General features: G+C 69.3%; 17 protein-coding genes. 8 read left to right on the top strand and 9 right to left on the bottom strand.

The genetic code is table 11. The annotated features are described in order from the left end of the window. Nucleotides 1-256: 256 nt before the first annotated feature. Nucleotides 257-3,271 (top strand): alpha-mannosidase, encoded by a 3,015-nt coding sequence (locus tag ACZ6Z4_RS02850; protein WP_465557472.1) that lies wholly within the window; start codon nucleotides 257-259, stop codon nucleotides 3,269-3,271. Nucleotides 3,272-3,316: 45 nt separating this feature from the next. On the opposite strand, the gene ACZ6Z4_RS02845 is transcribed toward ACZ6Z4_RS02850, so the two are convergent. Next, complete coding sequence (locus ACZ6Z4_RS02845; RefSeq protein WP_465557470.1) at nucleotides 3,317-4,123, bottom strand: alpha/beta hydrolase family protein; 807 nt, start codon at nucleotides 4,121-4,123, stop codon at nucleotides 3,317-3,319. Further along, entirely contained in the window at nucleotides 4,120-4,956 is an 837-nt protein-coding gene (locus ACZ6Z4_RS02840; RefSeq protein WP_465557468.1) for an SGNH/GDSL hydrolase family protein, read from the bottom strand. Before ACZ6Z4_RS02840 ends, ACZ6Z4_RS02845 begins: the two co-directional genes overlap by 4 nt. Before the next feature lie 110 nt (nucleotides 4,957-5,066). On the opposite strand from ACZ6Z4_RS02840, the gene ACZ6Z4_RS02835 reads away from it, so the two are divergent. Together ACZ6Z4_RS02835 and ACZ6Z4_RS02830 are read left to right on the top strand one after the other, a co-directional pair. After that, nucleotides 5,067-6,278, top strand: coding sequence for a PucR family transcriptional regulator (locus ACZ6Z4_RS02835; RefSeq protein ID WP_465557466.1), 1,212 nt, complete (start codon nucleotides 5,067-5,069; stop codon nucleotides 6,276-6,278). 48 nt (nucleotides 6,279-6,326) lie between these two features. Continuing rightward, a complete protein-coding gene (locus tag ACZ6Z4_RS02830) occupies nucleotides 6,327-7,655 on the top strand; it encodes a cytochrome P450 (protein ID WP_465557464.1) in 1,329 nt (442 codons plus the stop codon). On the opposite strand, the gene ACZ6Z4_RS02825 is transcribed toward ACZ6Z4_RS02830, so the two are convergent. Further along, nucleotides 7,652-8,155 (bottom strand): DUF5709 domain-containing protein, encoded by a 504-nt coding sequence (locus tag ACZ6Z4_RS02825; RefSeq protein ID WP_465557462.1) that lies wholly within the window; start codon nucleotides 8,153-8,155, stop codon nucleotides 7,652-7,654. The genes ACZ6Z4_RS02830 and ACZ6Z4_RS02825 overlap by 4 nt on opposite strands. A gap of 70 nt (nucleotides 8,156-8,225) precedes the next feature. Here ACZ6Z4_RS02825 and ACZ6Z4_RS02820 point away from each other — a divergent pair, with 70 nt between their 5' ends. Then, nucleotides 8,226-9,380, top strand: coding sequence for an FUSC family protein (locus ACZ6Z4_RS02820; RefSeq protein ID WP_465557460.1), 1,155 nt, complete (start codon nucleotides 8,226-8,228; stop codon nucleotides 9,378-9,380). Between the two features lie 431 nt (nucleotides 9,381-9,811). Here the strand turns inward: ACZ6Z4_RS02820 and ACZ6Z4_RS02815 are convergent, their stop codons facing one another. Next, entirely contained in the window at nucleotides 9,812-10,252 is a 441-nt protein-coding gene (locus ACZ6Z4_RS02815; protein ID WP_465557458.1) for an OsmC family protein, read from the bottom strand. A gap of 5 nt (nucleotides 10,253-10,257) precedes the next feature. Then, nucleotides 10,258-11,445 (bottom strand): phosphatidylinositol-specific phospholipase C1-like protein, encoded by a 1,188-nt coding sequence (locus ACZ6Z4_RS02810; protein ID WP_465557456.1) that lies wholly within the window; start codon nucleotides 11,443-11,445, stop codon nucleotides 10,258-10,260. 148 nt (nucleotides 11,446-11,593) lie between these two features. Here ACZ6Z4_RS02810 and ACZ6Z4_RS02805 point away from each other — a divergent pair, with 148 nt between their 5' ends. Then, nucleotides 11,594-12,226 carry a TetR/AcrR family transcriptional regulator gene (locus tag ACZ6Z4_RS02805; RefSeq protein ID WP_363667405.1) on the top strand — a complete coding sequence of 211 codons (633 nt, stop codon included), beginning with the start codon at nucleotides 11,594-11,596 and terminating at the stop codon, nucleotides 12,224-12,226. 51 nt (nucleotides 12,227-12,277) lie between these two features. Here ACZ6Z4_RS02805 and ACZ6Z4_RS02800 read toward each other — a convergent pair whose 3' ends face one another. Together ACZ6Z4_RS02800 and ACZ6Z4_RS02795 are read right to left on the bottom strand one after the other, a co-directional pair. Continuing rightward, nucleotides 12,278-12,691, bottom strand: a complete 414-nt coding sequence (locus tag ACZ6Z4_RS02800) for a hypothetical protein (RefSeq protein ID WP_465557454.1) — start codon at nucleotides 12,689-12,691, stop codon at nucleotides 12,278-12,280. 163 nt (nucleotides 12,692-12,854) lie between these two features. Then, complete coding sequence (locus ACZ6Z4_RS02795; protein WP_465557452.1) at nucleotides 12,855-14,714, bottom strand: DUF5107 domain-containing protein; 1,860 nt, start codon at nucleotides 14,712-14,714, stop codon at nucleotides 12,855-12,857. Nucleotides 14,715-14,802: 88 nt separating this feature from the next. On the opposite strand from ACZ6Z4_RS02795, the gene ACZ6Z4_RS02790 reads away from it, so the two are divergent. Further along, a complete protein-coding gene (locus tag ACZ6Z4_RS02790) occupies nucleotides 14,803-16,458 on the top strand; it encodes an FAD-binding dehydrogenase (protein WP_465557450.1) in 1,656 nt (551 codons plus the stop codon). Between the two features lie 3,300 nt (nucleotides 16,459-19,758). On the opposite strand, the gene ACZ6Z4_RS02785 is transcribed toward ACZ6Z4_RS02790, so the two are convergent. Further along, a complete protein-coding gene (locus ACZ6Z4_RS02785) occupies nucleotides 19,759-20,304 on the bottom strand; it encodes a helix-turn-helix domain-containing protein (protein WP_465557448.1) in 546 nt (181 codons plus the stop codon). 74 nt (nucleotides 20,305-20,378) lie between these two features. On the opposite strand from ACZ6Z4_RS02785, the gene ACZ6Z4_RS02780 reads away from it, so the two are divergent. Both ACZ6Z4_RS02780 and ACZ6Z4_RS02775 read left to right on the top strand, forming a co-directional pair. Further along, the gene (locus tag ACZ6Z4_RS02780) at nucleotides 20,379-21,341 is read left to right on the top strand and encodes a TIGR03619 family F420-dependent LLM class oxidoreductase (protein WP_465557446.1); all 963 of its coding nucleotides are present in this window, start codon (nucleotides 20,379-20,381) and stop codon (nucleotides 21,339-21,341) included. A 127-nt stretch (nucleotides 21,342-21,468) separates the two neighbouring features. Then, nucleotides 21,469-22,620, top strand: a complete 1,152-nt coding sequence (locus tag ACZ6Z4_RS02775; RefSeq protein ID WP_465557444.1) for an alpha/beta hydrolase family protein — start codon at nucleotides 21,469-21,471, stop codon at nucleotides 22,618-22,620. Here ACZ6Z4_RS02775 and ACZ6Z4_RS02770 read toward each other — a convergent pair. Further along, entirely contained in the window at nucleotides 22,617-23,534 is a 918-nt protein-coding gene (locus ACZ6Z4_RS02770) for a serine protein kinase RIO (protein ID WP_363667419.1), read from the bottom strand. The two genes, ACZ6Z4_RS02775 and ACZ6Z4_RS02770, sit on opposite strands and share 4 nt — an antisense overlap. Between the last annotated feature and the right edge of the window lie 127 nt (nucleotides 23,535-23,661).

The following is a 23,661-nucleotide window of genomic DNA, read 5'->3' as shown; positions in this document are numbered from 1 at the left end:
GGACAACCTAGTCGGGCTCAGGGTGCGGATGCCATCGCGGTCCGGTCACGACTGCTCACCCCACGTCCAGCTCCGGCGACTTCGAGCACCGTTCAGCCAGAAATCGGGCCCGGGAGTGACTGGCCGGTGCCCAAAGTGGTGCTGGGAGGGGGCTGCGGAGCGGTTTGCGTCTGGACGGGCCCCGGGATTGTGTGACAGCGTTGTCAACACAGTCGGCCTGGATGGCCGCGGAACCCCGTCAGCGGAGGATGATTTCGTGCACGACGACCGACAACTGATCGAGGAGCGGCTCAAGCGCGCCCTGCGGGAGCGGATCCGCCCCGCGGTCTACGGCGCCGCCGTCCCGCTGGCCATCGAGGTGTGGCACGCCCCGGGTGAGCCGGTGTCCCCCGCCGAGGCGCTGGCCCAGACGTTCGAGCCGGCCGAGATCGGCCTGCCCTGGGGTCCCGCCTGGGGCACCGCGTGGTTCAAGTTCAGCGGCACCGTTCCGGCCGAGTGGGCCGGCTCCGAGATCGAGGCCGTCATCGACCTCGGTTTCAGCGGCGGCCCGGGCTTCTCCTGCGAGGGCCTGGTGCACACCACCTCCGGCGTACCGCTGAAGGGCCTGCACCCGCGGCAGACCTACGCGCCGCTGTCGATCCTCGGCCCGGACGGCACCGCCGCCCAGCCGGGTGACGAGATCACCTTCTACGTCGAGGGCGCCGCGAACCCGGAGATCCCGCTCGACAACGCCTACGCCAAGGTCGACATCGGCGCCAAGCGCGGCGAGACCCCGATCTACCAGCTGACCCGCGCCGACCTGGCCGTGTTCAACGCCGACGTCTGGAACCTGATCCTCGACCTGGAGTCGCTGGACGGGCTGCAGAAGGAGCTGTCGCCGCAGGAGCCGCGGCGCCGGGAGATCCTGCGCGCGCTGAGCCGCGCCCTGGACGCCCTGGACTACGAGAACGTCGCCGGCACCGCCGCCGACGCCCGCGCGCAGCTCACCGACGTACTGAGCCGTCCGGCGCACGCCAGCGCGCACCAGCTGTCCGCCGTCGGCCACGCGCACATCGACTCGGCGTGGCTCTGGCCGCTGCGCGAGACCCGCCGCAAGGTCGCCCGGACCGTCTCCAACGTCGCCACGCTGGCCGAGGAGTACCCGGAGCTGGTCTTCGCGTTCTCGCAGGCCCAGCAGCACGCCTGGGTGAAGGACAACTACCCCGAGGTCTGGGAGCGGCTGAAGAAGGCCGTTGCCGAGGGCACCATCGTCCCGGTCGGTGGCATGTGGGTCGAGTCCGACACCAACCTGCCCGGCGGCGAGGCGCTGGCCCGGCAGTTCGTGCACGGCAAGCGGTTCTTCCTGGACGAGTACGGCATCGACACCCAGGAGGTCTGGCTGCCGGACTCGTTCGGTTACACCGCAGCGCTGCCGCAGCTGGTCAAGCTGTCCGGCTCGAAGTGGTTCCTGACCCAGAAGATCTCCTGGAACAAGGAGAACCGCTTCCCGCACCACACCTTCAACTGGGAAGGCCTGGACGGGACCCGGATCTTCACCCACTTCCCGCCGATCGACACCTACAACTCCGACCTGTCCGGTCGCGAGCTGGCGCACGCCCAGCGCAACTTCCAGGAGAACGGCGCCGCGACCCGCTCGCTGGTCCCGTTCGGGTACGGCGACGGCGGTGGCGGCCCCACCCGCGAGTTCGTCGCGACCGCCCGCCGGGTGGCCAACCTGGAGTCCTCGCCGCGGGTCACCATCGAGTCCCCGACCGAGTTCTTCAGCGCCGCCGAGGAGGAGTACGCCGAGCACGCGCCGGTCTGGTCCGGTGAGCTCTACCTGGAGATCCACCGGGCGACGTACACCTCGCAGGCCAAGACCAAGCAGGGCAACCGGCGCAGCGAGCACCTGCTCCGCGAGGCCGAGCTCTGGTCGGCGGCGGCCGTGGTGGCGGGCAAGCTCGACGTCTACCCGTACGCCGACCTGGACCGGATCTGGAAGGCCGTGCTGCTGAACCAGTTCCACGACATCCTGCCCGGCTCGTCGATCTCCTGGGTGCACCGCGAGGCCGAGGCGACGTACGCGCGGCTGGCCGAGGAGCTCGAGGCGATCATCGCGAAGGCCCAGCAGGCGCTGGCCGGCTCCGGTGACGCGCAGATCGTCTTCAACGCCGCACCGCACACCCGTGGTGGCGTGGCCGGGCTGGGCGCGGGCATCGCGGCCGGCGAGGGCCAGGCGGCGACGATCGACGGCAACGTCCTCGACAACGGCCTGATCCGGGTCACCGTCGACGAGCGCGGCCTGATCACCTCCCTGTACGACGTCGCGGCCGACCGCGAGGTCGTGGCCCCCGGCACCGCGGCGAACCTGCTGCAGCTGCACGTCGACACCCCGAACCATTGGGACGCCTGGGACGTCGACTCGTTCTACAAGAACAACGTCCGCGACGTCACCGAGGTCGACTCGGTCGACTTCAGCTCCGTCGACGGCGTCGCGACCGTGGTGGTCAAGCGGTCCTTCAACCGCTCCACGGTCACCCAGACGCTGCGGCTGCGGCCGGGCACCAAGCGGGTCGACATCGAGACCGCGATGGACTGGCACGAGTCGGAGAAGTTCCTCAAGGCGGCGTACCCGGTCGACGTGCACGCCGACCGGTCGGCCTCGGAGACCCAGTTCGGGCACATCTTCCGGCCGACCCACACCAACACCTCGTGGGACGCGGCGAAGTTCGAGATCGCGGCGCACCGCTGGGTGCACGTCGGCGAGCCCGGCTACGGCGTCGCCGTGGTCAACGACTCGACGTACGGCCACGACGTGAACCGGACCGCGCGGGAGGACGGTGGCACCACGACCACCATCCGTACGTCGCTGATTCGCGCTCCGCGCTTCCCCGACCCGAAGACCGACCAGGGCCTGCACGTGGTCAACCACGCGCTGGTCGTCGGCGCCGGGATCCCGGAGGCGATCGAGGAGGGCTACCGGATCAACCTGCCCGAGCGCGTCGTCACCGGCGCCGAGGGTGTTGCCCCGCTGTTCGAGGTGAGCAACGGCAACGTGATCGTCGAGGCGGTCAAGCTGGCCGACGACCAGTCGGGCGACGTCGTCGTCCGGCTGTACGAGTCGAGCGGGGGCAAGTCGCGGGCGACCGTGACGCCGGGCTTCGCCGCGGCATCGGTCACCGAGGTCGACCTGCTCGAGCGGCCGCTGGCCGACCGTGAGCTGGCCGACGGTGGAGTGGCGGTCGCGCTGCGTCCGTTCCAGATCCTGACGCTGCGGTTCAAGCGGGCCTGATCTAGCTGGTCGGGGCCCCGGGAGTTGTTGCCCGGGGCCCCTTCGCTATCTCCGGCGGACGTCGGTCCAGGCGGAGTCGGTGCACAGGCCGCAGTTCGGGCCGGTGAACTCGCGCGCCGCCTGGGGGTTGCTCTTCAGTTGGTAGGCGAACCATGCGGTGACGACACCACGGAAGCCGCCGCCGTCACCGGTCGGCTCCATGTGGGTGGCGCCCTTGAGCGACGCGTAGACGGTCGGGGCCGGTGCCTTCTGCCACATGCCGGCGACCAGCGCGGCGGGGACGACCGTGTCGGCGGCTCCGGAGAGGAACAGGCTCGGGCTCTTCAGGTTCGCCGGCGCCGCGAGCGGGCCGGGTTGCAGCGGGATCGTGGTGTCGATGCGGGCGTCCGCGCCGGCGTTGATCGCACCCTGACCGCCTTGGGAGTGCCCGGCCGCGCCGACGTGGTCGAGGTCGACGTGCTGGTGGAGGTCGCTGCCGGCTTGCTGGTCGAGGGTCGCCAGCAGGTCGATGCCCGCGCGCATCTCCGCGCCGGTGCCGGATATGGTGGTGTTCGCGGCGGCGACGATGAAGCCGTGGCTGGCCAGATGGCGGAGGAGTCCGCTGTAGATGCCCGGTACGGCGCCGGTTCCGTTGCCCCAGACAACCACAGGAGCTCGGCCGGAGATGGTCGCCGGGTAGTAGAGGGTGTGCGCCGCGAGGATCTGGGTCTTCACGGCGCTGGGGCCGGGGCCGGCCCAAGCCGGATCAACTGCAGCTGCCGGCGGCGCAGGCGCCGCCGCTGCGCCGAGCGCCGGAGGCGCTGCGGCGAGCAGCACGGCGAGCACGCAGGTTGCGAGTCGGCCGCGCATCATCGCGCCGCTCCGGCGACGATCTTCCCGAACGCGGCCATGCCCTGGGCGCTCGGGTGCAGAGGCGCGGCGACCGAGCTCGGGACCAGCCCCTCCAACCACCGCGTGCCGATCGGCGCGCACGCGTCGTGCCCGACGCTCGGCGTCCGCAGGTCGACGTACTGGGCACCATGCGCGGCCGACTGCTCGGCGAGCATCTGGTTGAGGCGGTCGATGGTCGCCTGCAGGTAGTTGGCATCGACGCCCCAGACCGGGACGGTCGGCCAGCACCCGTTCGGGCGGACGTACGTGCCGTAGCCGGTGACCAGGATCTTCGCGTTCGGCGCGAGCTGACGGATCTGCGCGAGCGCCTGGCCGAACGCCGGCGCGGTCGCCGTGATCCGCGCGGCGAGCTGGTCGACGCCGCCCGCGGTGAAGCGGCTCTTGCACGACGTACCGGCCGGCGGCGGCAGCAGGTTGATGCACGAGAGCGCGGCCGCGACGAGCCCGGTGTCGTTGCCGCCGATCGCGACCGTGACCACGTCCGTCGACGCCGACAGCGAGCGGAACTGCGGCGGCACGAAGCCGAACTGCTTTCCGGTGAAGTCCGGGATCACCGCGCCCGAGCAGGTCACGTCGGTCAGCCGCGCTCCGAGCGCCTTGGCGGCGACGTGCGGGTAGTTGGCCGACGAGCGCAGGCAGGCCAGGTCGATCTGCGGCAGGATCAGCGGCCCCGCGGCCGACGAGTCGCCCAGCGCGACGTACTCCAGCGGATCGGCCGCCTGAGCCGGTCCCGCGACCGCCCCACCCACCAGTACGCCGGCCGCGAGCGCCGCCACCCATCGTCCTCGTCGCATCCTCATCACCCTTCGCAGTCGTACGATCACCGAATACTTGCAGGTAATGTTCCAGCACAAAGCCGCTCCAGGTCGCTGGGGCGCGACCCAGACTTCCGGGGCTGATCGTTGTGACGGATCACAAGCTGACGGCCGGCGGGATCCCCGTCGACCGGATCCTCACCGGCCACCTGAGCCGGCTCGCCGACCAGGTCCTCGAGCATCTCGTCGGCAGCATCCCGCTCTACGCGCAGCTCCCGCGCGAGGAGCTGCAGGGCGACATCCGCCAGATCACCGAGCGCACGCTGCGCGCGTTCGCCGAGACCTTCCGCACCGGCGTGATCCCGACCGGCGCGACCCTCGAACCGCTCCGCGAGTCGGCCGCCAGGCGCGCCGAGGAGGGTGTCCCGCTGGAGGCGCTGCTGGCGGCGTACCACCTCGGCGGGCGGGTCTGCGCGGACTTCGTCGCCGACGGTTTCCGGCCCGAGGAGCTCCCCGACGCGCTCGCCCTCAACCGGCTGATCCTCGACTTCCTCCAGCAGGTCACCGCGACCGTCTCGGCCAGCTACTTCGAGGAGCGCCAGATCATCGCCGGCGAGGAGCAGGCCGGTCGCCAGTCGCTGCTCACCACGCTGCTCGACGGCGGTCCCGCGGCCGAGACCGCCCGCCGCACCGGTCTCCAGCTGCCCGCGGAGTACGCCGTCCTCGGGCTCGCGTACGGCGCGCACGCCGACGAGCAGCAGCCCGGCGTCGACGTCCAGATCGTTGCCCGCCGCAAGCTCCGCCGGATCCGCCTGGAGCTCGACCGGGTCGCTACCGGCGGACCGGGCAGCCCTCCGATGGCCACGCTCTCCGTAACCGACGGCATCGTTCTGCTGCCCGCTCCAGCGCCCGACCTCGACCTCCTGCGGTCCCGGATCGGCAAGGCCGCCGGTGTGGAGCTCGTCCTGGCCGTGTCGACCGCTGTGCCCGACCAGGTCCCCGCCGCCGTCGAGCTGGTCCGGGACCTGCTCGACGTGGTGCGGATCCACCGGCGGCCGCCCGGTGTCTACCGGCTCGACGATCTCGTGCTGGAGTACCAGCTCAGCCGCCCGAGTCCGGCGCGCGACCGGCTCGCCGTACTGCTGCAGCCGCTCACCGACCGCGCCGACCTGCTGGCGACGCTGCGCTGCTACCTCGCGAACAGCCGCAACCGCCGCCAGACCGCGACCGACCTGCACGTCCACCCGAACACCGTCGACTACCGGCTGCGTCAGGTCGCGCGGCTCACCGGCCTCGATCCGACGCAGGCCGACGACCTCCCGCGGCTCGTCGCGGCGCTGGCGGCGTACGACGCAAGCTGACGTTCACCTGGCTGTCGTAGCGTTGCCGCACTCACCTCGGGAGGTGGCATGACGCCGACACCGTTGCTCGGTGCCCGCACGCTCGACCGGCAGACCGCCCGCACCCTGCCGCCCGGCCCGAAGCTGCCGACGCTGGTGCAGACGGTGCTGTTCGCCGGGCACCGCAAGACGTTCTTCCCCCGGATGCGCGCCCGGTACGGCGACACGTTCACGATCCGGCTCGTCCCGTCCAGCCGGGTCTGCGTGGTGCTCAGCCGGCCCGAGCACATCCGCGACGTCTTCACCACGCCGCCGAGCGTCATGCACGCCGGCGAGGGCAACGAGGTGCTCGCGCCGATCATGGGCGAGCACTCGCTGCTGCTGATCGACGACGAGGACCACGCCCGGATGCGGCGGCAGCTGATGCCCGCGTTCCTCGGCCACGCACTGCGCGGGTACGCCGACATGATCGGCCAGCTGGCCCGCGCGGAGGTGCAGACGTGGCCGGTCGGGACGCCGTTCCGGATGCACGACCGGATGCGCACGCTGACGCTCGAGGTGATCCTGCAGGTCGTCTTCGGCGTCACCGACTCGACCCGGCTGAACGAGCTGCGGCCGCTGGTGGAGAAGATCGTCGAGGTCCGGCCGCTGACGATGCTCGGCGCGTTCTACCCGCGGCTGCTGAAGTACCCGCCGTGGCGCACGTACCTGGAGACCCAGCGGCGCGTCGACGAGATCCTGTACGACGAGATCGCGCGCCGGCGTACGGACGATGCCGGACGCAACGACGTCCTCAGCCGGCTGCTGGCCGCGGGCGAGTGGTCGGACGTGGAGCTGCGCGACCAGCTGGTGACGCTGCTGCTCGCCGGGCACGAGACGACCGCGACGGCGCTGGCCTGGGCGTTCCACGAGCTGGCCCGGATGCCGCAGGAGCTCGCGGCCGGTCAGCAGGCCGCCGACGAGGGCGACGACGAGCGGCTGGAGGCGATCACGAAGGAGTCGATGCGGCTGCACCCGGTCGTCTACCAGGTCGGCCGCCGCGTCACCGAAACGGTCGACATCGCCGGCTACCGCCTCCCCCGCGGCACCACGATCATGGCGGCTATCGGCCTGGTCCACGAGGACCCCGAGAACTACCCCGCCGCCCCGGTCTTCCGCCCGGCCCGCTTCCTCTCCGAAGACCCGCCCGCGCCGTCCACCTGGATCCCCTTCGGCGGCGGCGCCCGCCGCTGCATCGGCGCCGGCTTCACCCTGCTGGAGTCGACGGAGATCCTCCGCGCGGTGCTGTCGCAGTACGACGTACGCCCGGTCCGCCCAGCCCCCGAAAAAGCACAGCCGCGCAACGTGACCCTGGTCCCGTCCCGCGGCTGCGAGGTCGTCATCACCCGCAGGAGCTAGTCCTCCAGGTCGCCCACGTCTCCCAGGTCGACGTCGCGCAGCGAGTCGAGGTCGGACTCGTCCTCGTCGTCCAGCTCGAAGGGCTCGTCGTCGCTGACGACGTGGACGGCCGCCTCCTCGGCGCTCGCCGCGGCGCCGTCGAAGCCGACGTCGGTGGCGGTCAGCTCGTCGTCCTCGTCGGAGTGCGCGCCCTCGTCGGGCGCGACCAGGCGGCCGGAGCGCTCGGTACCGACCTCGGGGCCGCCGACGTTCTCGTCGTCCTCGGCGTACGGGTCCGTGTCGGGCTCCTCCTGGGCCAGCCGCTGGTCCAGCGACTCACCCTGCAGCGCCTCGTCGGCCGTCGTGCCGAACCCCTCGCCGGCCGACCACTTCTCCGGCGGCGAGTAGCCCTCGTCGAGCAGGTCGTCGACACCGCGGTCGTTCAGAGTGTCCTCCGGCTGCAACTGGTCCTCGTCGTCGACGCTGTAGCTGCCGTAGTCCTCACGGTTGTTCTCGGTCATGGACACACCCTGAACCTTCCGGCCGCCCCGAATCAACCCAGCGCGCGCCCGTGTCCTGGATGATGGCCCCATGGACCCGGTCCGACTGACGCTGGATCAGCTGCGCGAGCTCCGCGACGACATCGCGCCGCACGCCGCGCAGCGCTCGGCGGCCTCGGTCCGGCGCCGGATCGAGCGCTGGCAGAACCGGTCGTTCTTCATCGTCCAGTGCGCCCTCGCGGCCGCCGTCGCCTGGACGCTGGCCCGCTACGTCCTGGGCCATCAGCAACCGTTCTTCGCGCCGGTCGCGGCGATGGTCTGCCTCGGGTTCAGCTTCGGCCAGCGCCTGCGCCGGGTCGCCGAGGTGATGGTCGGCGTGGCGGTCGGGGTCGGCGTCGGCGACCTGTTCGTCCGCTTCTTCGGTACCGGTGTGGTCCAGATCGTCTTCGTGATCGCGCTGGCGATGAGCGTCGCGGTGCTGCTCGGCGCCGGCACGCTGATGACGACGCAGGCCGGCGTCCAGGCCGCGATCGTCACCACCCTGATGCCGAACGCCGGCGCCGGCTTCAACCGCTGGCTCGACGCGGTCCTCGGCGGCCTGGTCGCGCTGGCCGCCGCGACGATCGCCCCGGCGGCGGCGATTCGTCGCCCGAGGCAACAAGCTTCCGGCGTACTGAACGAGCTGGCGGCGATCCTGATCGAGACCGCCGAAGGCCTGCGGAACAGCGACGAGGACGCCGTCACCGACGCGCTGCGCCGCGCCCGGGCCAGCGAGGGCCTGCTGGACGACCTGCGCAGCGCCGCCGACGAGGGCGTCGCCGTGGTCCGCCTGTCGCCGTTCCGCCGCCGGCACCGCGGCCGGGTGAAGGAGATCGCCGACCTGGTCGTCCCGCTCGACCGCGCGATCCGCAACATCCGCGTCCTGGTCCGCCGCTGCGCGGTGTCGGTCTGGCGCGACGAGCAGATGCCCGCGGAGTACCCGATGCTGCTCGACCGGCTCGCCGACGGCACCCGCCTGATCGCCGAGTCCCTGTTCGAGCCGCAGGCCGACGTCGCCGCGCACCGCGTCCTCGGCGAGCTGGGCCGCCGGACGGCGGTGATGCCGATCCCGGGGTCGCTCTCGGCCGTCGTCGTGCTCGGCCAGATCCGTTCCACGGTCGTCGACCTGCTCGAGCTCACCGGTACGACGTACGACGAAGCGCGGGTGCTGGTCCCGCTCCGGCCGGACGGCCTGGACGAGAAGTAGCCGCGAGACCTAGGTCACATCGAGAAGTTCTGCGAAATCTCCGTCATACCCGGCGGTCCCGTGCGTCTCACCGGCATGACGATCCACCGACTGATGGCAGCCATCGCGACCGAGCAGGTCACGCTGCGCGACGGCGAGCCCACCGAGACCCCCGACGACCGGAGCGACGCCGCCGCTGAGCACCACTAGGCGCGAACCGGACGGACGGAGCCCAGGCGGCGCACCCGGACGGTCTTCCCCACCGAGGTAGACCGCACGGATGTCGCACACCAACGCAGAGGCGCCCATGCGAGGCGCCGCCGGCTCCGTCGAGTGCACCGCCACAGCGGTGCACGCAGAACCACCCGGCCACACCTGTCCTGACGCCGCTTGCGCGAGGCTCAGGCCAGGGGCCGGGTGGTTCTCTGCGTTTCAGAGGCTTTCCAGGCTGGTCAGGCGACGATGATCTCGGTGGTCACCGAGTTCGCGATGAAGCACTCCTCGTGCGAGCGGTGGTGGATCCGCTCCAGCGTCGCCGCGTCCGGCTGCTCGCCGGCGAAGACGATCTTCGGGTGCAGGGTCACCTGGGTGATCGCGATCCTGCCGCGCTCGTTCTTGGCCATCACGCCGACCGCGTGGTCGTCGTACGAGTCGACGACCAGCCGCTTCTTGGCCGCGATCGCGAGGAAGGTGAGCATGTGGCAGGACGACAGCGAGGCGATGAACGCCTCCTCGGGGTCGACCGGCCCCGGGTTGCCCAGGTACGCCGGGTTGGCGGACCCGGGCACGGTGATCCCGCCGTCGAAGCGCCACTCGTGGTCGCGGTTGTAGGTCTGGTAGGTGAACTCGTGCTCACCACGGCTCCAGCTGACGTCGACCACGTGCTCCGACACAGAACTCACCTCTCCGAGACGTTCCCCCTGCACCAGGCCGGGGCGGACACCGGGTTGCAGCGTACTGCGACGCCCCCGGGCAGCTGCGCGACGAAGTCGCTGTCGTAGCGGGCGGCCATCCCGGCGACCGGGAAGTCGGTGGTCACCCACTGCGCGCCGCTGGCCAGCGCGATCCCGACCCGGCTGGTCTCGCCGTTCAGCACGGTCGACATCGGCTCGTCGGAGCGGGTCCGGACCAGGTAGCCCTTGCGGACCAGCCGCTCGATCTCGGCCTGGTTCGCGCCGCGCGGGTCGTTGACCATCGTCACGGCCGCGTCCGGCTGGCCCTCGGGACCGCGGGTGAACACGGCCCGGCCCTCCAGGTTCGGCTTGCCGGTCCGGTACAGGTCGCGGATCGCGCCCTCGCCGCCGTTGTCGAAGAAGAACATCACCTTGCCGCGGGCCTGGTCGAGGGTCGGCCAGCCCTTCTTCAGCACCGACTGCTCCAGCGTCAGCCCGGGCTTGCGGACGTCGTCCGGCGACAGCAGCCGGCGCTCACCGAAGACCGAGCGGATCTCGGTGTCGATGCTGTCCAGGTTGGCCGCGTCCCACGGCGGAGCCTGTACGCCGCCCGCCGCGACGATCCGCGGGTCGGACTGCTTCAGCTCCAGCTGGATCACGATCGGCGCATGGTCGCGATGCTGGTCGGACCAGGTCTTCACCTGCTGCAGGCAGACGACGAAGCTGCGGCAGTTGGTGTTGTAGTCGAAGTCCGGAACGTGCATCACCTTGATGCCGGGCTTGGCCAGCTCCGGGTCGGTGAGCGGACCCTGTCCGGTCAGCTTCCGGATCAGCGGGTAGGTGTAGAGGCCGCCGGCCGGGTCCGGGAACAGGTCGAGCTCGAGGGCCCGGATGTTCTGGTCCTGCAGCTGCTGCGGGATCGAGGCGTGCGAGTACCAGATGTTCACCGCGCCCGGGTCCTGCGCCTGCTGCACCTGCTTCTCGGCGGCGCTCAGCTCGCGGTGGTAGGAGTTGTGCGCGCCGAGGGTCTGGATCTGGTTCATCCGGAGCGCCGACCGGGTCTGCTGCTGGTGGTCGGCGGCCTGCTGGGCGTCGCTGCCGCTGCCGCCGTTGCCGAGCGACGCGCCCGCGAGCCCGGCGGCCGCGACCGCCGCGGACGCGAGTCCGGCGGTGAGTTTGCTGCTGATCCGCATGCTGGTGGTTCCCCTCCGTCGATCTGGGCGGTACTGCTGGTGAGGATTGTGTCGCGCCGCAGGTCACAACCGGACGGCGAGAAGCTGTCATCGAACTGAACGACGGCGGATGGCAACGTTGTCCCCCTGCGCGGGGCACAATGACCTCATGGTCTCCACTACCGCTGGTGAGGAGCCGGGCGCGTATCCGTTGCGGCGGATGCCGACCCAGGACCGGGCCAGCCGTCAGGTCGAACGCATCCTCGACGCGGCCTGCGCCGAGGTGGTCGAGCGCGGCTACGACGCCGCGTCGACGAGCAGCATCGCCAAGCGCGCCGAGATCGCGGTCGGCAGCGTGTACCGGTACTTCCCGGACAAGCGCACGCTGATCCAGGCGATCGAGCGCCGCAACCAGCACCGCTACACCGAGGCGGTCCGGGAGCGGCTGGCCGTGGTGGCGGACTGGCGCGAGGCCGTCGACGTCACGCTGGACACCTTCCGCGAGATGCACCGGACCGACCCGGGCTTCCGCGCCGTCGTACTGAGCGGGCTGGGTGATCCGGAGCTGGAGGCGACACCGGGTGAGTTCGACGACCAGCACTCCGGCGAGTTCGCGGAGCTGCTGACCCAGCGGTTCGGCGCCACCGACAGCCGCGAGTTCCGGCTCGCGGTGACGCTCACGATCACGATGGGCGAGGCGCTGTCGCACCTCGCCGAACGGCTGCCCGCCGAGGACGCCGACGTGGTGCTCGCGCAGGGCCGGCCGACGTTGCACCGGCTGCTGGAGCCGTTCCTGCCCTGAAGCACGAAATCCCCCTGCCGTGAGGCAGGGGGCCCGAGCCGGTCGTCCGGCTCAGGACACCAGGGCCGTAGGACCCGGGTCCGAGGATCTCGGACCCAGCTGCGGCCAGTGGCTGACCCGTCCCTCGACCCGGCTCCGGCGCGGGTTGCGGACGTCGTAGCTCACGATCGCCCGGTCCTCGGCGGCGTACAGGTTGCGGCTCGCCGTCGGCAGCCGGCGGCTGACCTGGAACGGGCCTTCCCCGCGCCGCGTGTAGTACTCGACGAGGACCTCGACGTACTCCGCCGGGACACCGCCCTCGACCTGTCCGCGCAACGGTCCGCGAACCCGGACCACCCGGCCGGCGGTCCGCTCCTCACCGAGCCCGCGGCGCCGCTTCCGGCCACCCGCGAACACGTCCGACACGATGCATGCGGTGACCAGCAGCACCAGGCCGAATCCGCCCAACACAATGATCGTCAACATCGCACTCACCCCCGACGGGCCGGTCCCTGCGACCTGTGCAGTTCGCGACCGTCGTTCTCGTCACTTCCTGCGGCGGCCCTCGCCGCACACTCGTGAGACGACGCCACCCGGCACTTGGTTCCACGTCCTGACAAAGTCGCCGAAGGTGATCGGAGTGCTGCGGTCAGTCGCCGAACATGCCGAACTCGTAGCGCGCCGGGACGGGCCTGCTGGTACCCAGCAATGCTTGGGCTTGCTGCCAGTACTCCGCGAGCGGGTTCTCGCCCTCCCGTACGCCGGACGGCTCGACGCCCTCGTCGAGCAGCTTCTCCGCGCCGGCGCCGTCGCCGATCTCCAGCAGGTAGCGGACCTTGACGAGCCTGATCCGCTGGTCCTCGTCGTTGGCTTGCTCCAGCATTCGCCCGGCGCGCGCCGGATCGACCGCCAGCGCTGACGTCACCGCTTCCACGATCAGCGGCACCAGATCGGGCAGCAACTCGACCGCTCGCTCGTACGCCATGAGGTCGTTCGTCGCGATCGCCAGGTTCCGCAGCGCCCACGGGTTGTCACCCGACGCCCGCCACGCGTCGACCGCACCTTGCTCGTCGTCGGCGAACCAGCGCGCAACACCGCGGTGATACCAGGTCAGCCAACTGTCCTCAGCCTGCTCCAGCAACTCCTTCCACCCAACCAAGGTCCCATCGACCGCGGCAGCAACTGGCGAACCTCCTTCAAGTACCGGCGCCCAAGCCCGTTCCCGCTCGCCGATCGTCTCCGCACCGAACGGCGTCCCCGCCGACACCAACCACCCCGTGCGCACGAGCTCCAACGCACCCCACCCCGAGCCCTGCGCCAACTGCTCCGCCGGCGCCGCTTCCACGACCTCGAGCCAGCTCCGCTCCAGCGCTTCCAGGTCCCCCACCCGCGCGTCGAGCACCTCATCGGCCGCACCCCACTCACCGTGCGCCAGCGCCGGATCCACCGACACCCGCCCGTACGCCTCCAACCAGCTCCAACTCGTTGCTCCAGGCAACTTCAGGTGCTCCAGCTGCGTCCGCGCCAGCCCGGCCTGGATCTCGCAGTACCCCGGTCCATCGAGCCCCGGCGACAACCACTCCTGCCAGCGCCGGCCGCCGCGACCCTCGCCCCAGACGAACAGCTTCCGCCCGCGCAGCCGCTCAGTCGACGCCTGCAGCAACCCGTTGCCTTCAGCATCAACTGCCGCGATCCACGGTCGTTGCCCCGGCACCGGTTCGAAGAAGAAGTCCACCGCGCGCTTGTGCCGCATCGGGTATGTCAGGTCGATCCCGTCGTACTCCGGCACCCCGACCAGGTCGAGATTGTTGCCGTACCCGAACCGCCACGCCTGCCGCGCCGGGACCAGCACCCGCGTCTCCGGCGACTGCTCGACCGCGATGTTCGACCACCAGTACGCCGGGACGACGTCCGGCGACGGGTTCTGGATCCGCGCGCCGACGTACAGCAGGTCGGAGTCCGTGGGGAGCCAGAAGTCGAGCTGGGTGACGAGGTTGCGGCTGCGCTCCCACTCCCACAGGCGCAGGATCGGCGTACCGTCGGGGCCTTCGACGCGGGCCGCGTGCAGCGGGGAGCAGGTGCCGGTCCAGTGGCCGGTGCTGCCGAGGTTCCACTCGACGCCGCCGGCGAACCAGGCGTTGCGCAGGGCAAGGTTCGCGGGCTGGATCATCGGGTTGCGGTAGAGCAGCTCCTGGCCGGACGGTTTGTGGGCGAGCGAGTAGAGGCGGCCGCCGAGGCTCGGGAGGATCGTCGCTTTCAGCTGGTCGTTCTCGAGGACGAGCGCGGGGAGCTCCTGGTCGGTCAGCGCCCGGCCGTAGCCGTCCTGGTCGAGACAGGGCAGGACGCTGCGCAGTCCGCCGTACCGGATGTTCTCGGCGAGGTCCTCCGGGAGGGCGTCGAGGTTCTGGACGCGATGCAGGTCGCGGCTCCCGTGCAGCGGGGGCAACGGGTTCTCCTCGCCGAGGGCGGCGACGGGCAGGATCAGCGACTGCGCAGAAAGGGTCGTCACGGGGCTGATTCTTGCAAGTCTGCGCAGGTGCGGTCCAGGGGTCGCGTTGTCTGGTATCCATGGACGACCGACGCGAGGGGATGGGCCGATGGATGCAGATGTGATCGTCGTGGGCGCGGGACTGGCCGGGCTGGCCGCGACCGCCGAACTGGCCGACGCGGGCCGCAAGGTGCTGCTGCTCGACCAGGAGCCCGAGGCGTCGCTCGGCGGCCAGGCGTACTGGTCCTTCGGCGGCCTGATGTTCGTCGACTCCCCCGAGCAGCGGCGGATGGGCATCAAGGACTCCCACGACCTCGCGCTGCAGGACTGGCTCGGCTCGGCCGGCTTCGACCGGCTCGACGACGAGGACCACTGGGCCCGGCAGTGGGCCGAGGCGTACGTCGACTTCGCCGCCGGCGAGGAGCGGCCCTGGCTGCACGCGCAGGGCGTGCGCTGGTTCCCGGTCGTCGGGTGGGCCGAGCGTGGTGGGTACAACGCCGACGGGCACGGGAACTCGGTGCCGCGGTTCCACATCACCTGGGGGACGGGGCCCGGGCTGGTCGCGCCGTTCGAGCGGCGGGTGCGGGAGGCGGTCGCGCGCGGTCTGGTCGAGATTCGTTTTCGGCACCGCGTCGACGAGCTGACCGTCACCGGTGGGGTCGTCGACGGGGTCTCCGGAAAGGTGCTGGAGGCAAGCACCGTCGGGCGCGCGGAGCAGAGCTCGCGGGTCGAGGTCGAGGACTTCGCGCTGACCGCGCAGGCCGTGATCGTCACGTCGGGCGGGATCGGCGGCAACCACGACCTGGTCCGCTCACAGTGGCCGGCCCGGATGGGCAAGCCGCCGGAGAACATGATCAGCGGCGTACCGGCACACGTCGACGGGCGGATGCTCGCCATCACCGAGACCGCCGGCGGGCGGTACGTGAACCGCGACCGGATGTGGCACTACGTCGAAGGCATCCGCAACTGGGACCCGATCTGGCCGATGCACGGCATCCGAATCCTGCCCGGACCGTCGTCGCTGTGGTTCGACGCGACCGGCAAGCGGCTGCCGGTGCCGCTGTTCCCCGGCTTCGACACGCTGGGGACGCTCGAGCACATCATGAGCACCGGGTACGACTACAGCTGGTTCGTGCTCACGCAGAAGATCATCGAGAAGGAGTTCGCGCTGTCCGGGCAGGAGCAGAACCCTGACCTGACCGGCAAGGACATCCGCGGGGTGCTCGGTCGGGCCCGCGGCGGGGCGACGGCGCCGGTCCAGGCGTTCATGGACAAGGGCGCGGACTTCGTCGTACGGGACAACCTCGCTGATCTCGTGCGGGGGATGAACTCCGTTGCCGGGTCCGAGCTGATCTCGCTGCCCGAACTGGAACGCCAGATCGTCGCCCGCGACCGCGAACTGGAGAACACCTTCACCAAAGACCTCCAGATCACCGCCCTCCGCGGCGCCCGCAACTACCGCGGCGACAAACTCATCCGCGTCGCCCCGCCGCACCGCATCCTCGACCCGAAGGCCGGGCCGCTCATCGCCGTCAAACTCAACATCCTCACCCGAAAGTCCCTGGGCGGCCTGCAAACCGACCTCTCCTCCCGAGTCCTCCGCGCCGACGGCACCCCACTCCCCGGCGTCTACGCCGCAGGCGAAGTAGCCGGCTTCGGAGGCGGCGGCGTCCACGGCTACCGCTCCCTGGAAGGCACCTTCCTAGGCGGCTGCCTCTTCTCCGGCCGAACCGCAGGCCGCGCCGCCGCCCGCGCCGCCAGCTGACCACCTTTCCCCCACGCGGGCTCCTCCGTTCGCCAGCGCTCACTACGGTGCCTGCTCCCACCCACCCTTGGTTCAGCTGCGCGCTGACGCGCTTCAAGTGCGCGCTGACGCGCTGAGGTTAAAGCAGGTGCTTGCACACCTCCCCGGGCGCGATCTGTACGCCCAAGCGCGCGGCCCCTGCGCGGCGCCAACCCGCCGAGAGGTACGCCCACCGCGCAGGCGCCTCGCTCGCGTTCCTGGGTGCGCGCGGGGCTCGCGGGCTAGCGCCCGCCGTGCGCGTGCTTCATCCACTTCAAGTGGGCACTGCCGCACTGAAGGAGTGCAGCTCGTCGCGCGGCATGTATACCTACCAAGTGCCTGCGCCTTGTGAACTCCTCGCCGCGCTTCCCCATGCCTCCCCGCGAGTCAGGATGGGCCGCATACCTGCACTCCTAGTCACTCGTGTTAGTAAACACCCACGCGACCGGCACGCCCTTCTAACTGCGGCAGACGCCCGGCCGTTGTGAGCTCTCGCCCGCCGTGCGCAGGCTTCAGGCGCTTCAGATACGCACTGACGCGCTTAGCGCGATAGATGTCGGGCGCTCACCGCAGCCCTGTCTCTGACACCGGTGATGGACGCGTCCACCCGAGTAGCGCGAGTCCACTCAGTCCGAACATGATCGAGATGCCAGAAAGAAGCCAACTCGGGCCTTCACAGCGACGCCTACGCCAAGCTTGTCAGCTTGCCACGTCTTCGAGATGCTTCCGCACCTCGACCCTACGACTCGAAGCGCTGCACGAGCGCACCGGTTTCTTCCGACGAAGGCTGGTTGAGGCACTTGGCCAATCCCCACGCGATCGGACCGTCGCGACTGCTCGGCGAAGGCTGGGCCCATCAAGTCACCTCTACGCGAGGGACGTCATCTGGGCAGACATCACTCGACTGAGGAACATCACGCTCGATGTGTTCGGCGAGCCGGCTGGCGCTGTCTCCCACCGATTCCCTGCTTGAGCAGTCACTCACCGGTGGAGGCTCGGAGTGTATGCGCGTGTCCCTCCGGCCAAGCAGTCGGACTGGCCCGGCGCCCCCACGGACGAATCGAACAATCGCGTTCATCGTTGCCGCCGCTGCCGTTGAGAGCCGGCGTCGACATAGTTAAGCCCGCCGATGAGCCGAGCATCAAAGTTCCCACGAAGGATCTCTTGGCTGCGGGTACTGGCCGTGCTCCACCACCGCAGTCTGTGTGCTCCGATATCAGGTGTCACAGAGACGGCAGGCGTCCTCAAGATTCCGTTGACACTACGGAGCGCCAGGTCACCAGGGCCTTATGCGAGAGGCGGGGCCGCGACCCAGCGCTTGCGGACTGGATCTGACGTCCGACAAGTACTTCGAGAGCCACCTCATGCCGCCTGGCATCCAAGTAGTCAGTCCAGTCGGGTTCGCGGCAACACTCGCAGACCAGCCTGAACTCGCACTGGATGCGGTTACCGCGATGTCCGAGAGACAGAGGAACCCTGATGTCCATCGATGAGATCCTCGGCTTCCTCCACGACCAGTACGGCATGGAAGAAGCGATCGAACTGATTAACGACGCCCGATAGCCCGCAAGCAATCGGAAGCGGACGTTCCATAGAGTCACTAGCTACGCTGCGATAGTTGACTAGTAGCGCTCTGGAGGCCGATGCTCGTCTTGCATCTGACATGCAAGCCGAGCACACACTGAGACAAGCACGAGGCTAGTTGGATTAGGAATCAGACAACGATCAAACATCGACAGATCAAGAATCTGAGGCGACTTAAGTTCCATCAGATTCGTAACTGACGCTCTACTAGTCATCTCATCGATCTGCATCTTTGAGAGATCTTCCTCGATGCATGAGAGATGCAAGGTCTACACTTCGATCTATAGAGAAGCTGTAAGAGTGTGTAGAGTAGAGCTATCGGAGAGATGAGAGTCGTCCGACGGACTGCGGGGACCCTACCCAGTGATGAGTAGAGCCCCCGACAGGTGCGGCGCCTAACTAGCGCCGTTACGCCACGCCCAGTAGAGGGCCAGAAGAGCCGATCCTAGGCCTACCGCATCAGTTGCGAGCTGAAGTCTGCGGCGCCAAGGGTCGGTTTTTCTGTCTTCCGAATGATCTGGACCGCGATCCAGATCATTCGACCTGCTACTCGGATCACCTGGACTCACGCCTGGATCTTCCGAGGGGTCTTCACCTTCAGGCTCAGCCATCAGCCTCACCATCCTTCCTTTTGGGGGGTGCAGTCGTCGAACTCATTCGACGACTGGACCCACCCCAAAGGCTGACGGAACACTGACGGGATCCGCCCCCCGACGGGTTTCATCGAGGAGTTGGCGACCACCCGGACCCAACAATAGACGATGCCGCGGTGACTTTGTCCCCACCGTCGCCACGACGCCCAATCCAAGCAATTCCAAGCGGCCGTTCTAGGCCTATGATGTTCTACGCACAGTGACATTTGTTCGGCCAAAAGGCAGCGCGCACACTCAGTCTCGAACACGAGACTGATTACAGAAAGTAGTCTCCCTGCGGAGCGGTCGCGACTCACCAGATCAACCCCCGCGACGGCCATGCAATCTTGAATGCTACGCTCAGCAAACCGTTCGTCGCTGTCCGTCAGGGCGTCCAGAATGGGCGGTCAGACCACCCATCACTCCAAGGTCGGCGTGCCGAGGTCGACCAGCCTCCTGCCAAGCGAGAGGCCGCGGACTCGGGCGAGGTTCAGGCAGCAGACTCGATGTTCGACTTCCCCTCTGACTGATCGAGTTGGAGTCACCCTCAAGCCGGGGCGCCCTGACGCGACAGCCTGCCGCCGATCGACCCGGAAGCCGCGGAGTCACCACGCCGAGCGGGTAAGCAAAGAGTCCCCGCAAGCAATACATGTCCAGGTCTCCTGGGATCGAGCCGACATCGAAGCCTGCGACAGCCGCGAGTACACAGCAGCAGGCCGGCATCGCCGGAGCCCCGCGTCCGGCCGACCGCCGCTAGCAGATAGGGAACCAAGGTCGGGCCGTTGATCAGTCTCCAGCAGGTACACCGCAGTCAACACCAGCACCACTGACCTGGCGACGTGAAAGCCGGTCAGTCTCGGCCCGCCGATCCTCCGACACGGCTCGGGATCGACCCTCGATTGTGTCGACTTTAGTTCAGCAGAGGCTGGCGCCCGCCTGCGCCCGCTGACGCGCTGAGTTAAAGCAGGTGATCGCATACTCACCCAGCACGACTCCGCCCTGGCGACGGGTTTTCCCGCGTGTGCGGGTTGCACTACAGCTAGCTCAGCATGTGATTACACCCCCCTCACGGCCTCCCCACGCGCGTCAGGATGATCGCGTACCGGCACTCCTCATCGCTCGTGTTCGCGAACACACAGGCCACCGGTTCCCCCACCTCGATCGAGTCGCCCGGTCCAAGATCGTGGATGACGTCGCCCTCGTGGAACGTCAAGCGGCCCTCCAGCACCCACACCGCCTCGCGCTGGAACGCCAGCGATGCCGCGGGATACGGGATGTGCGCCCCGGGCGGCAGGAACACCTCTGCGATGTCCGTCGGAAAGCCCGGACCGGTGATCTGCCTGCGTCGATACCCCGTGTCCGGGTCGTGCCACTCGGCCGATTCAGCCGCGCGGTGGACGCCGCTCGGCTCCGCGGGCGCCAGGAGCGCGGAGACGCTGACCTGGAACGCCGCCGCGAGCTTGCCGAGGATCACCGCCGTCGGGCTGCTCTCGGCCCGTTCGATCCGGTTGATCATCGCGCGGGAGACGCCGGACGCGTCGGCCAGCTGGGAGAGGGTCCAGCGGCGTTGTTCGCGTTCGGTGCTGATTCTCGCAGCGATCTGTTCGATCAATGGATCTACTATATTGGACACAGCGCTATTATATAAGAAACGGGACCATCGGGTCCCTGAATGCTGGAGGACCTATGGAACTCGGTCTCGCCCTGCCCGTCGCCGGGCCGGAGACCTCGCCGGAGGCGATCGTGAAGGTCGCTCGGGAGGCGGAGCGGCTGGGGTACGCCGCGCTGTGGACGTTCGAGCGGCTGGTGCGGCCGCTGGAGAAGATCACGATGTGGTCGGGGGGTGAGCCGTCGCTGATGCCGGAGTTCTACGGGTCGGTGTACGAGCCGCTGGAGACGCTCAGCTACGTCGCGGCCGAGACGTCGCGGATCAAGCTCGGTACGGCGATCATGGTGGCGCCCGTGCACGTGCCGGTGATGCTGGCGCGGCGGTTCGCGACGCTGGACCGGTTCAGCGGTGGGCGGGCGATCGCGGGGCTCGGGCAGGGGTGGTTGCCGCACGAGTTCGAGACGGCGAACGTGCCGATCAGTCGCCGGGGTGCTCGGACCGAGGAGTTCATCGCGGCGATGCGGGCCTCGTGGGGGCCGGACCCGGTGCAGCACGACGGGGAGTTCTACAAGATCGCGCCGTCGCAGGTGAACCCGAAGCCGGTGCAGAGCCGGGTCCCGGTGCTGCTCGCGGCGAACGCGCCGGCCGCTGTGAAGCGGGCGGGGCGGATCGCGGACGGGCTGATCCCGATCACCGGCTCGGCGGAGGAGCTCGCGGGAATCGTCAAGCTGCTGCACGAGTCGGCACGGGAGGCGGGGCGTGATCCGCAGGAGCTGATGATCGTGAACCAGTCGCCGTGGCCGACGCCGATCACCCGCGATCCGATCGGCGCCAACCGTCCGTTCCTCGGCGGGTCGCCGAAGCAGGTCGCCGAAGATCTGCTGGCGGCGCGTGCGACCGGCGCCACGCAGGTCTACCTCGCCGGTGGGCAGGGCCTCGGTCTCGACGAGGGGATGAAGGCCGCGGACGTCGACGAGTGGCTCGAGCTGCTCGGCGAGGTCATCGAAGCCGCCAAGAGCATCGGCGTACTGGAGGAGTAGGGCGAGAGAGCGCGTACGGCATGTGGTGACGAGCCACTTGCCGTACGCCGCTTGTGGCGCTCGATCACCTGCCGGGCAACGGCGGCGGGCACCTACCTTGGCGCGCATCCGATCTCTTGGAGGGTCCATGCGCCGCCTCGCTGCCTCGCTCACTCTTGCCTTGTTCACAGCAGGTCTCGCCGTACCGGCGCAAGCCGCCAACTGCAAGCCGCTGAAGGTCCCGAGAGCGGAGTACAGCGAGACGACCTGTCTGCAGGACCTGACCACAGCAGGCGGTCGAACCAACCCTGCCGACTACGCCGGGCTCACTCACGCCGGACTGCCGCAGCCCAGGCCCGTCAAAGGCGTCCAGGTCGACGGCTACTTTCACGACACCTCGCACACGAACACCAACAACGGCTGGAACCACGACGCGCAGTTCGTGATCCGGCTCCCGCACCGCTGGAACGGCGGCCTGGTCGTCGCCGGCTCACCGGGCGTGCGAGCGCAGTACGCGAACGACCGCGCGATCTCGGACGACGTACTCGCGAAGGGCTACGCCTACGCGGCGACCGACAAGGGCAACACCGGCGCGGAGTTCTTCAAGGACGGGACCAAGCCGGGGGACGCGATGGTGGAGTGGAACAACAGGACGACCGAGCTGGCCAGAGCAGCCCGGCAAGTAGTTGCCCACCACTACGGGCGAAAGGCACGAACGGTCATCGCGGCCGGGATCTCCAACGGGGGTTATCTGGTGCGGTGGCAGCTGGAGAACCACCCCGAGCTCTACACGCGCGGGGTGGATCTGGAGGGCACGTTGTGGACCGCCGACGGACCCAACCTCTTCACCTTCCTGCCACCCGCGATCAGGGGCTATGAGCAACAAAATCCCGCCTTGATTATCGCGGCCGGGTTCGACAGCAGGTCGAGCTTTCTCTGGGACTACCACTACGCCGTCTACTGGAAGCTCACCCAGCGCATCTACGCCGCCGAGCTCGACCCCTCGTACGCCGGCCCCGAGGCCGACTACACCATCACCCCCGAAGCCAAGAAGGCGATCCGCCGCATCGCACTCACCGGTAACCTCAAGCGCCCGCTGACCACCATCCACGGCACCTACGACAGCCTGCTCCCGATCACCCAGGACTCCGACGTGTACGCCGCCATGGTCCGCCGCGCGGGAAAGCAGAAGCTGCTGACGTACCAGCGGGTCGAGGCAGGCAACCATGTCGACGGTCTCGTCGACGCCTACCCCGACCGGCTGGTCCCGCTGGTTCCCCTGCTGCGCAAGGCGATCTAGAACACCATCGACAGCAGATCGGCGAACAGCTCCTGCTCGTCGATCTCCAGGCCGCGGTTGGTGAACCAGGTCGCCATGTTGTGGCAGTCCCGGAGCAGGAACTCCATCCCCTTCGGGTTGCCGACGATGTCGAGCACCTGCGGCAGGTCGATCATCACGATCCGGTCCGGCTGGGCCAGCACGTTGTACGGCGACAGGTCGCCGTGCGCGAGCCCGGCGCGGGCCAGTTCGCGCATACCGCCGCGGAGCTGCTCGAAGTACAGCTCCAGCACGTCCTTCGACGGGCGGACCTGGGCCAGCCGGGGCGCGGCGCCGCCCTCGCCGTCGTCGATGAACTCCATCAGCAGCTCGGTGCCGTCGACCTGCACCGGGTACGGGACCGGCACGCCGGCCTTCCACAGCCGGTTCAGCGCGTCCCACTCGGCGTAGGCCCACTGGCCGGCCGCGACGCTGCGGCCGTGCGACGACTTCTTCGCCATCGCCCGGCTGTCGCGGGAGTTGCGGGTCCGGCGTCCTTCGACGTACGCCGTACTGCGGTGGAACGAGCGGTGCTCCTCGGTCCGGTACCGCTTCGCCGCGAGCAGCGACGAGCGGGCCGGGCTGTCGCCGATGGCCTCGACGGCGCGCTCCAGCAGGAAGACGTCGGCTTCCTTGCCGGTCTTGAGGATGCCGAGCTCGGTGTCGATCGCGGCCTGCTCGGTCACCACCCAGTCAGGGCGAGGTTCGGGACCGCGGCAGCCGCGTTCGACGTCGAGCCAGGTGGTCCAGCGCTGGTCCGGCCCCAGCCGTTCGTCGACCTCGGCGAACTGGAAGACGAAGTGCTCGTCGAGAGGCTCGGCGGACTGCTGCTCGGGCAGCTCGGTCCAGGGAAGGTCAGAGAGTTCGTGCTCGGTACGAAAGACGTCGGAAGACATCGGAGGTGCTCCTGGAGTGTGAGGTGAGTCTGACGCGGGCATGCCGCAGCACAGTGATGGCCATTCGTCAGCCCTCCTCAGGTCCAGGCAGCGTGAGTCGCCGCACAAACTCGACCAGGATGCCGGG

The sequence above is a fragment of the Kribbella sp. NPDC104740 genome, from assembly GCF_055583505.1.
The sequence above is the reverse complement of the archived record's forward strand: the minus strand, read 5'-3'. Positions and strand labels throughout refer to the sequence as shown.

Coding starts and splice junctions, on each gene's coding strand:
- ACZ6Z4_RS02845 (WP_465557470.1), bottom strand. CDS start 4,123: ATGATGCGCGGCCGACTCGCAACCTGCGTGCTCGCCGTGCTGCTCGCC.
- ACZ6Z4_RS02840 (WP_465557468.1), bottom strand. CDS start 4,956: ATGCGACGAGGACGATGGGTGGCGGCGCTCGCGGCCGGCGTACTGGTG.
- ACZ6Z4_RS02830 (WP_465557464.1), top strand. CDS start 6,327: ATGACGCCGACACCGTTGCTCGGTGCCCGCACGCTCGACCGGCAGACC.
- ACZ6Z4_RS02825 (WP_465557462.1), bottom strand. CDS start 8,155: ATGACCGAGAACAACCGTGAGGACTACGGCAGCTACAGCGTCGACGAC.
- ACZ6Z4_RS02820 (WP_465557460.1), top strand. CDS start 8,226: ATGGACCCGGTCCGACTGACGCTGGATCAGCTGCGCGAGCTCCGCGAC.
- ACZ6Z4_RS02810 (WP_465557456.1), bottom strand. CDS start 11,445: ATGCGGATCAGCAGCAAACTCACCGCCGGACTCGCGTCCGCGGCGGTC.
- ACZ6Z4_RS02805 (WP_363667405.1), top strand. CDS start 11,594: ATGGTCTCCACTACCGCTGGTGAGGAGCCGGGCGCGTATCCGTTGCGG.
- ACZ6Z4_RS02800 (WP_465557454.1), bottom strand. CDS start 12,691: ATGTTGACGATCATTGTGTTGGGCGGATTCGGCCTGGTGCTGCTGGTC.
- ACZ6Z4_RS02790 (WP_465557450.1), top strand. CDS start 14,803: ATGGATGCAGATGTGATCGTCGTGGGCGCGGGACTGGCCGGGCTGGCC.
- ACZ6Z4_RS02780 (WP_465557446.1), top strand. CDS start 20,379: ATGGAACTCGGTCTCGCCCTGCCCGTCGCCGGGCCGGAGACCTCGCCG.
- ACZ6Z4_RS02775 (WP_465557444.1), top strand. CDS start 21,469: ATGCGCCGCCTCGCTGCCTCGCTCACTCTTGCCTTGTTCACAGCAGGT.
- ACZ6Z4_RS02770 (WP_363667419.1), bottom strand. CDS start 23,534: ATGTCTTCCGACGTCTTTCGTACCGAGCACGAACTCTCTGACCTTCCC.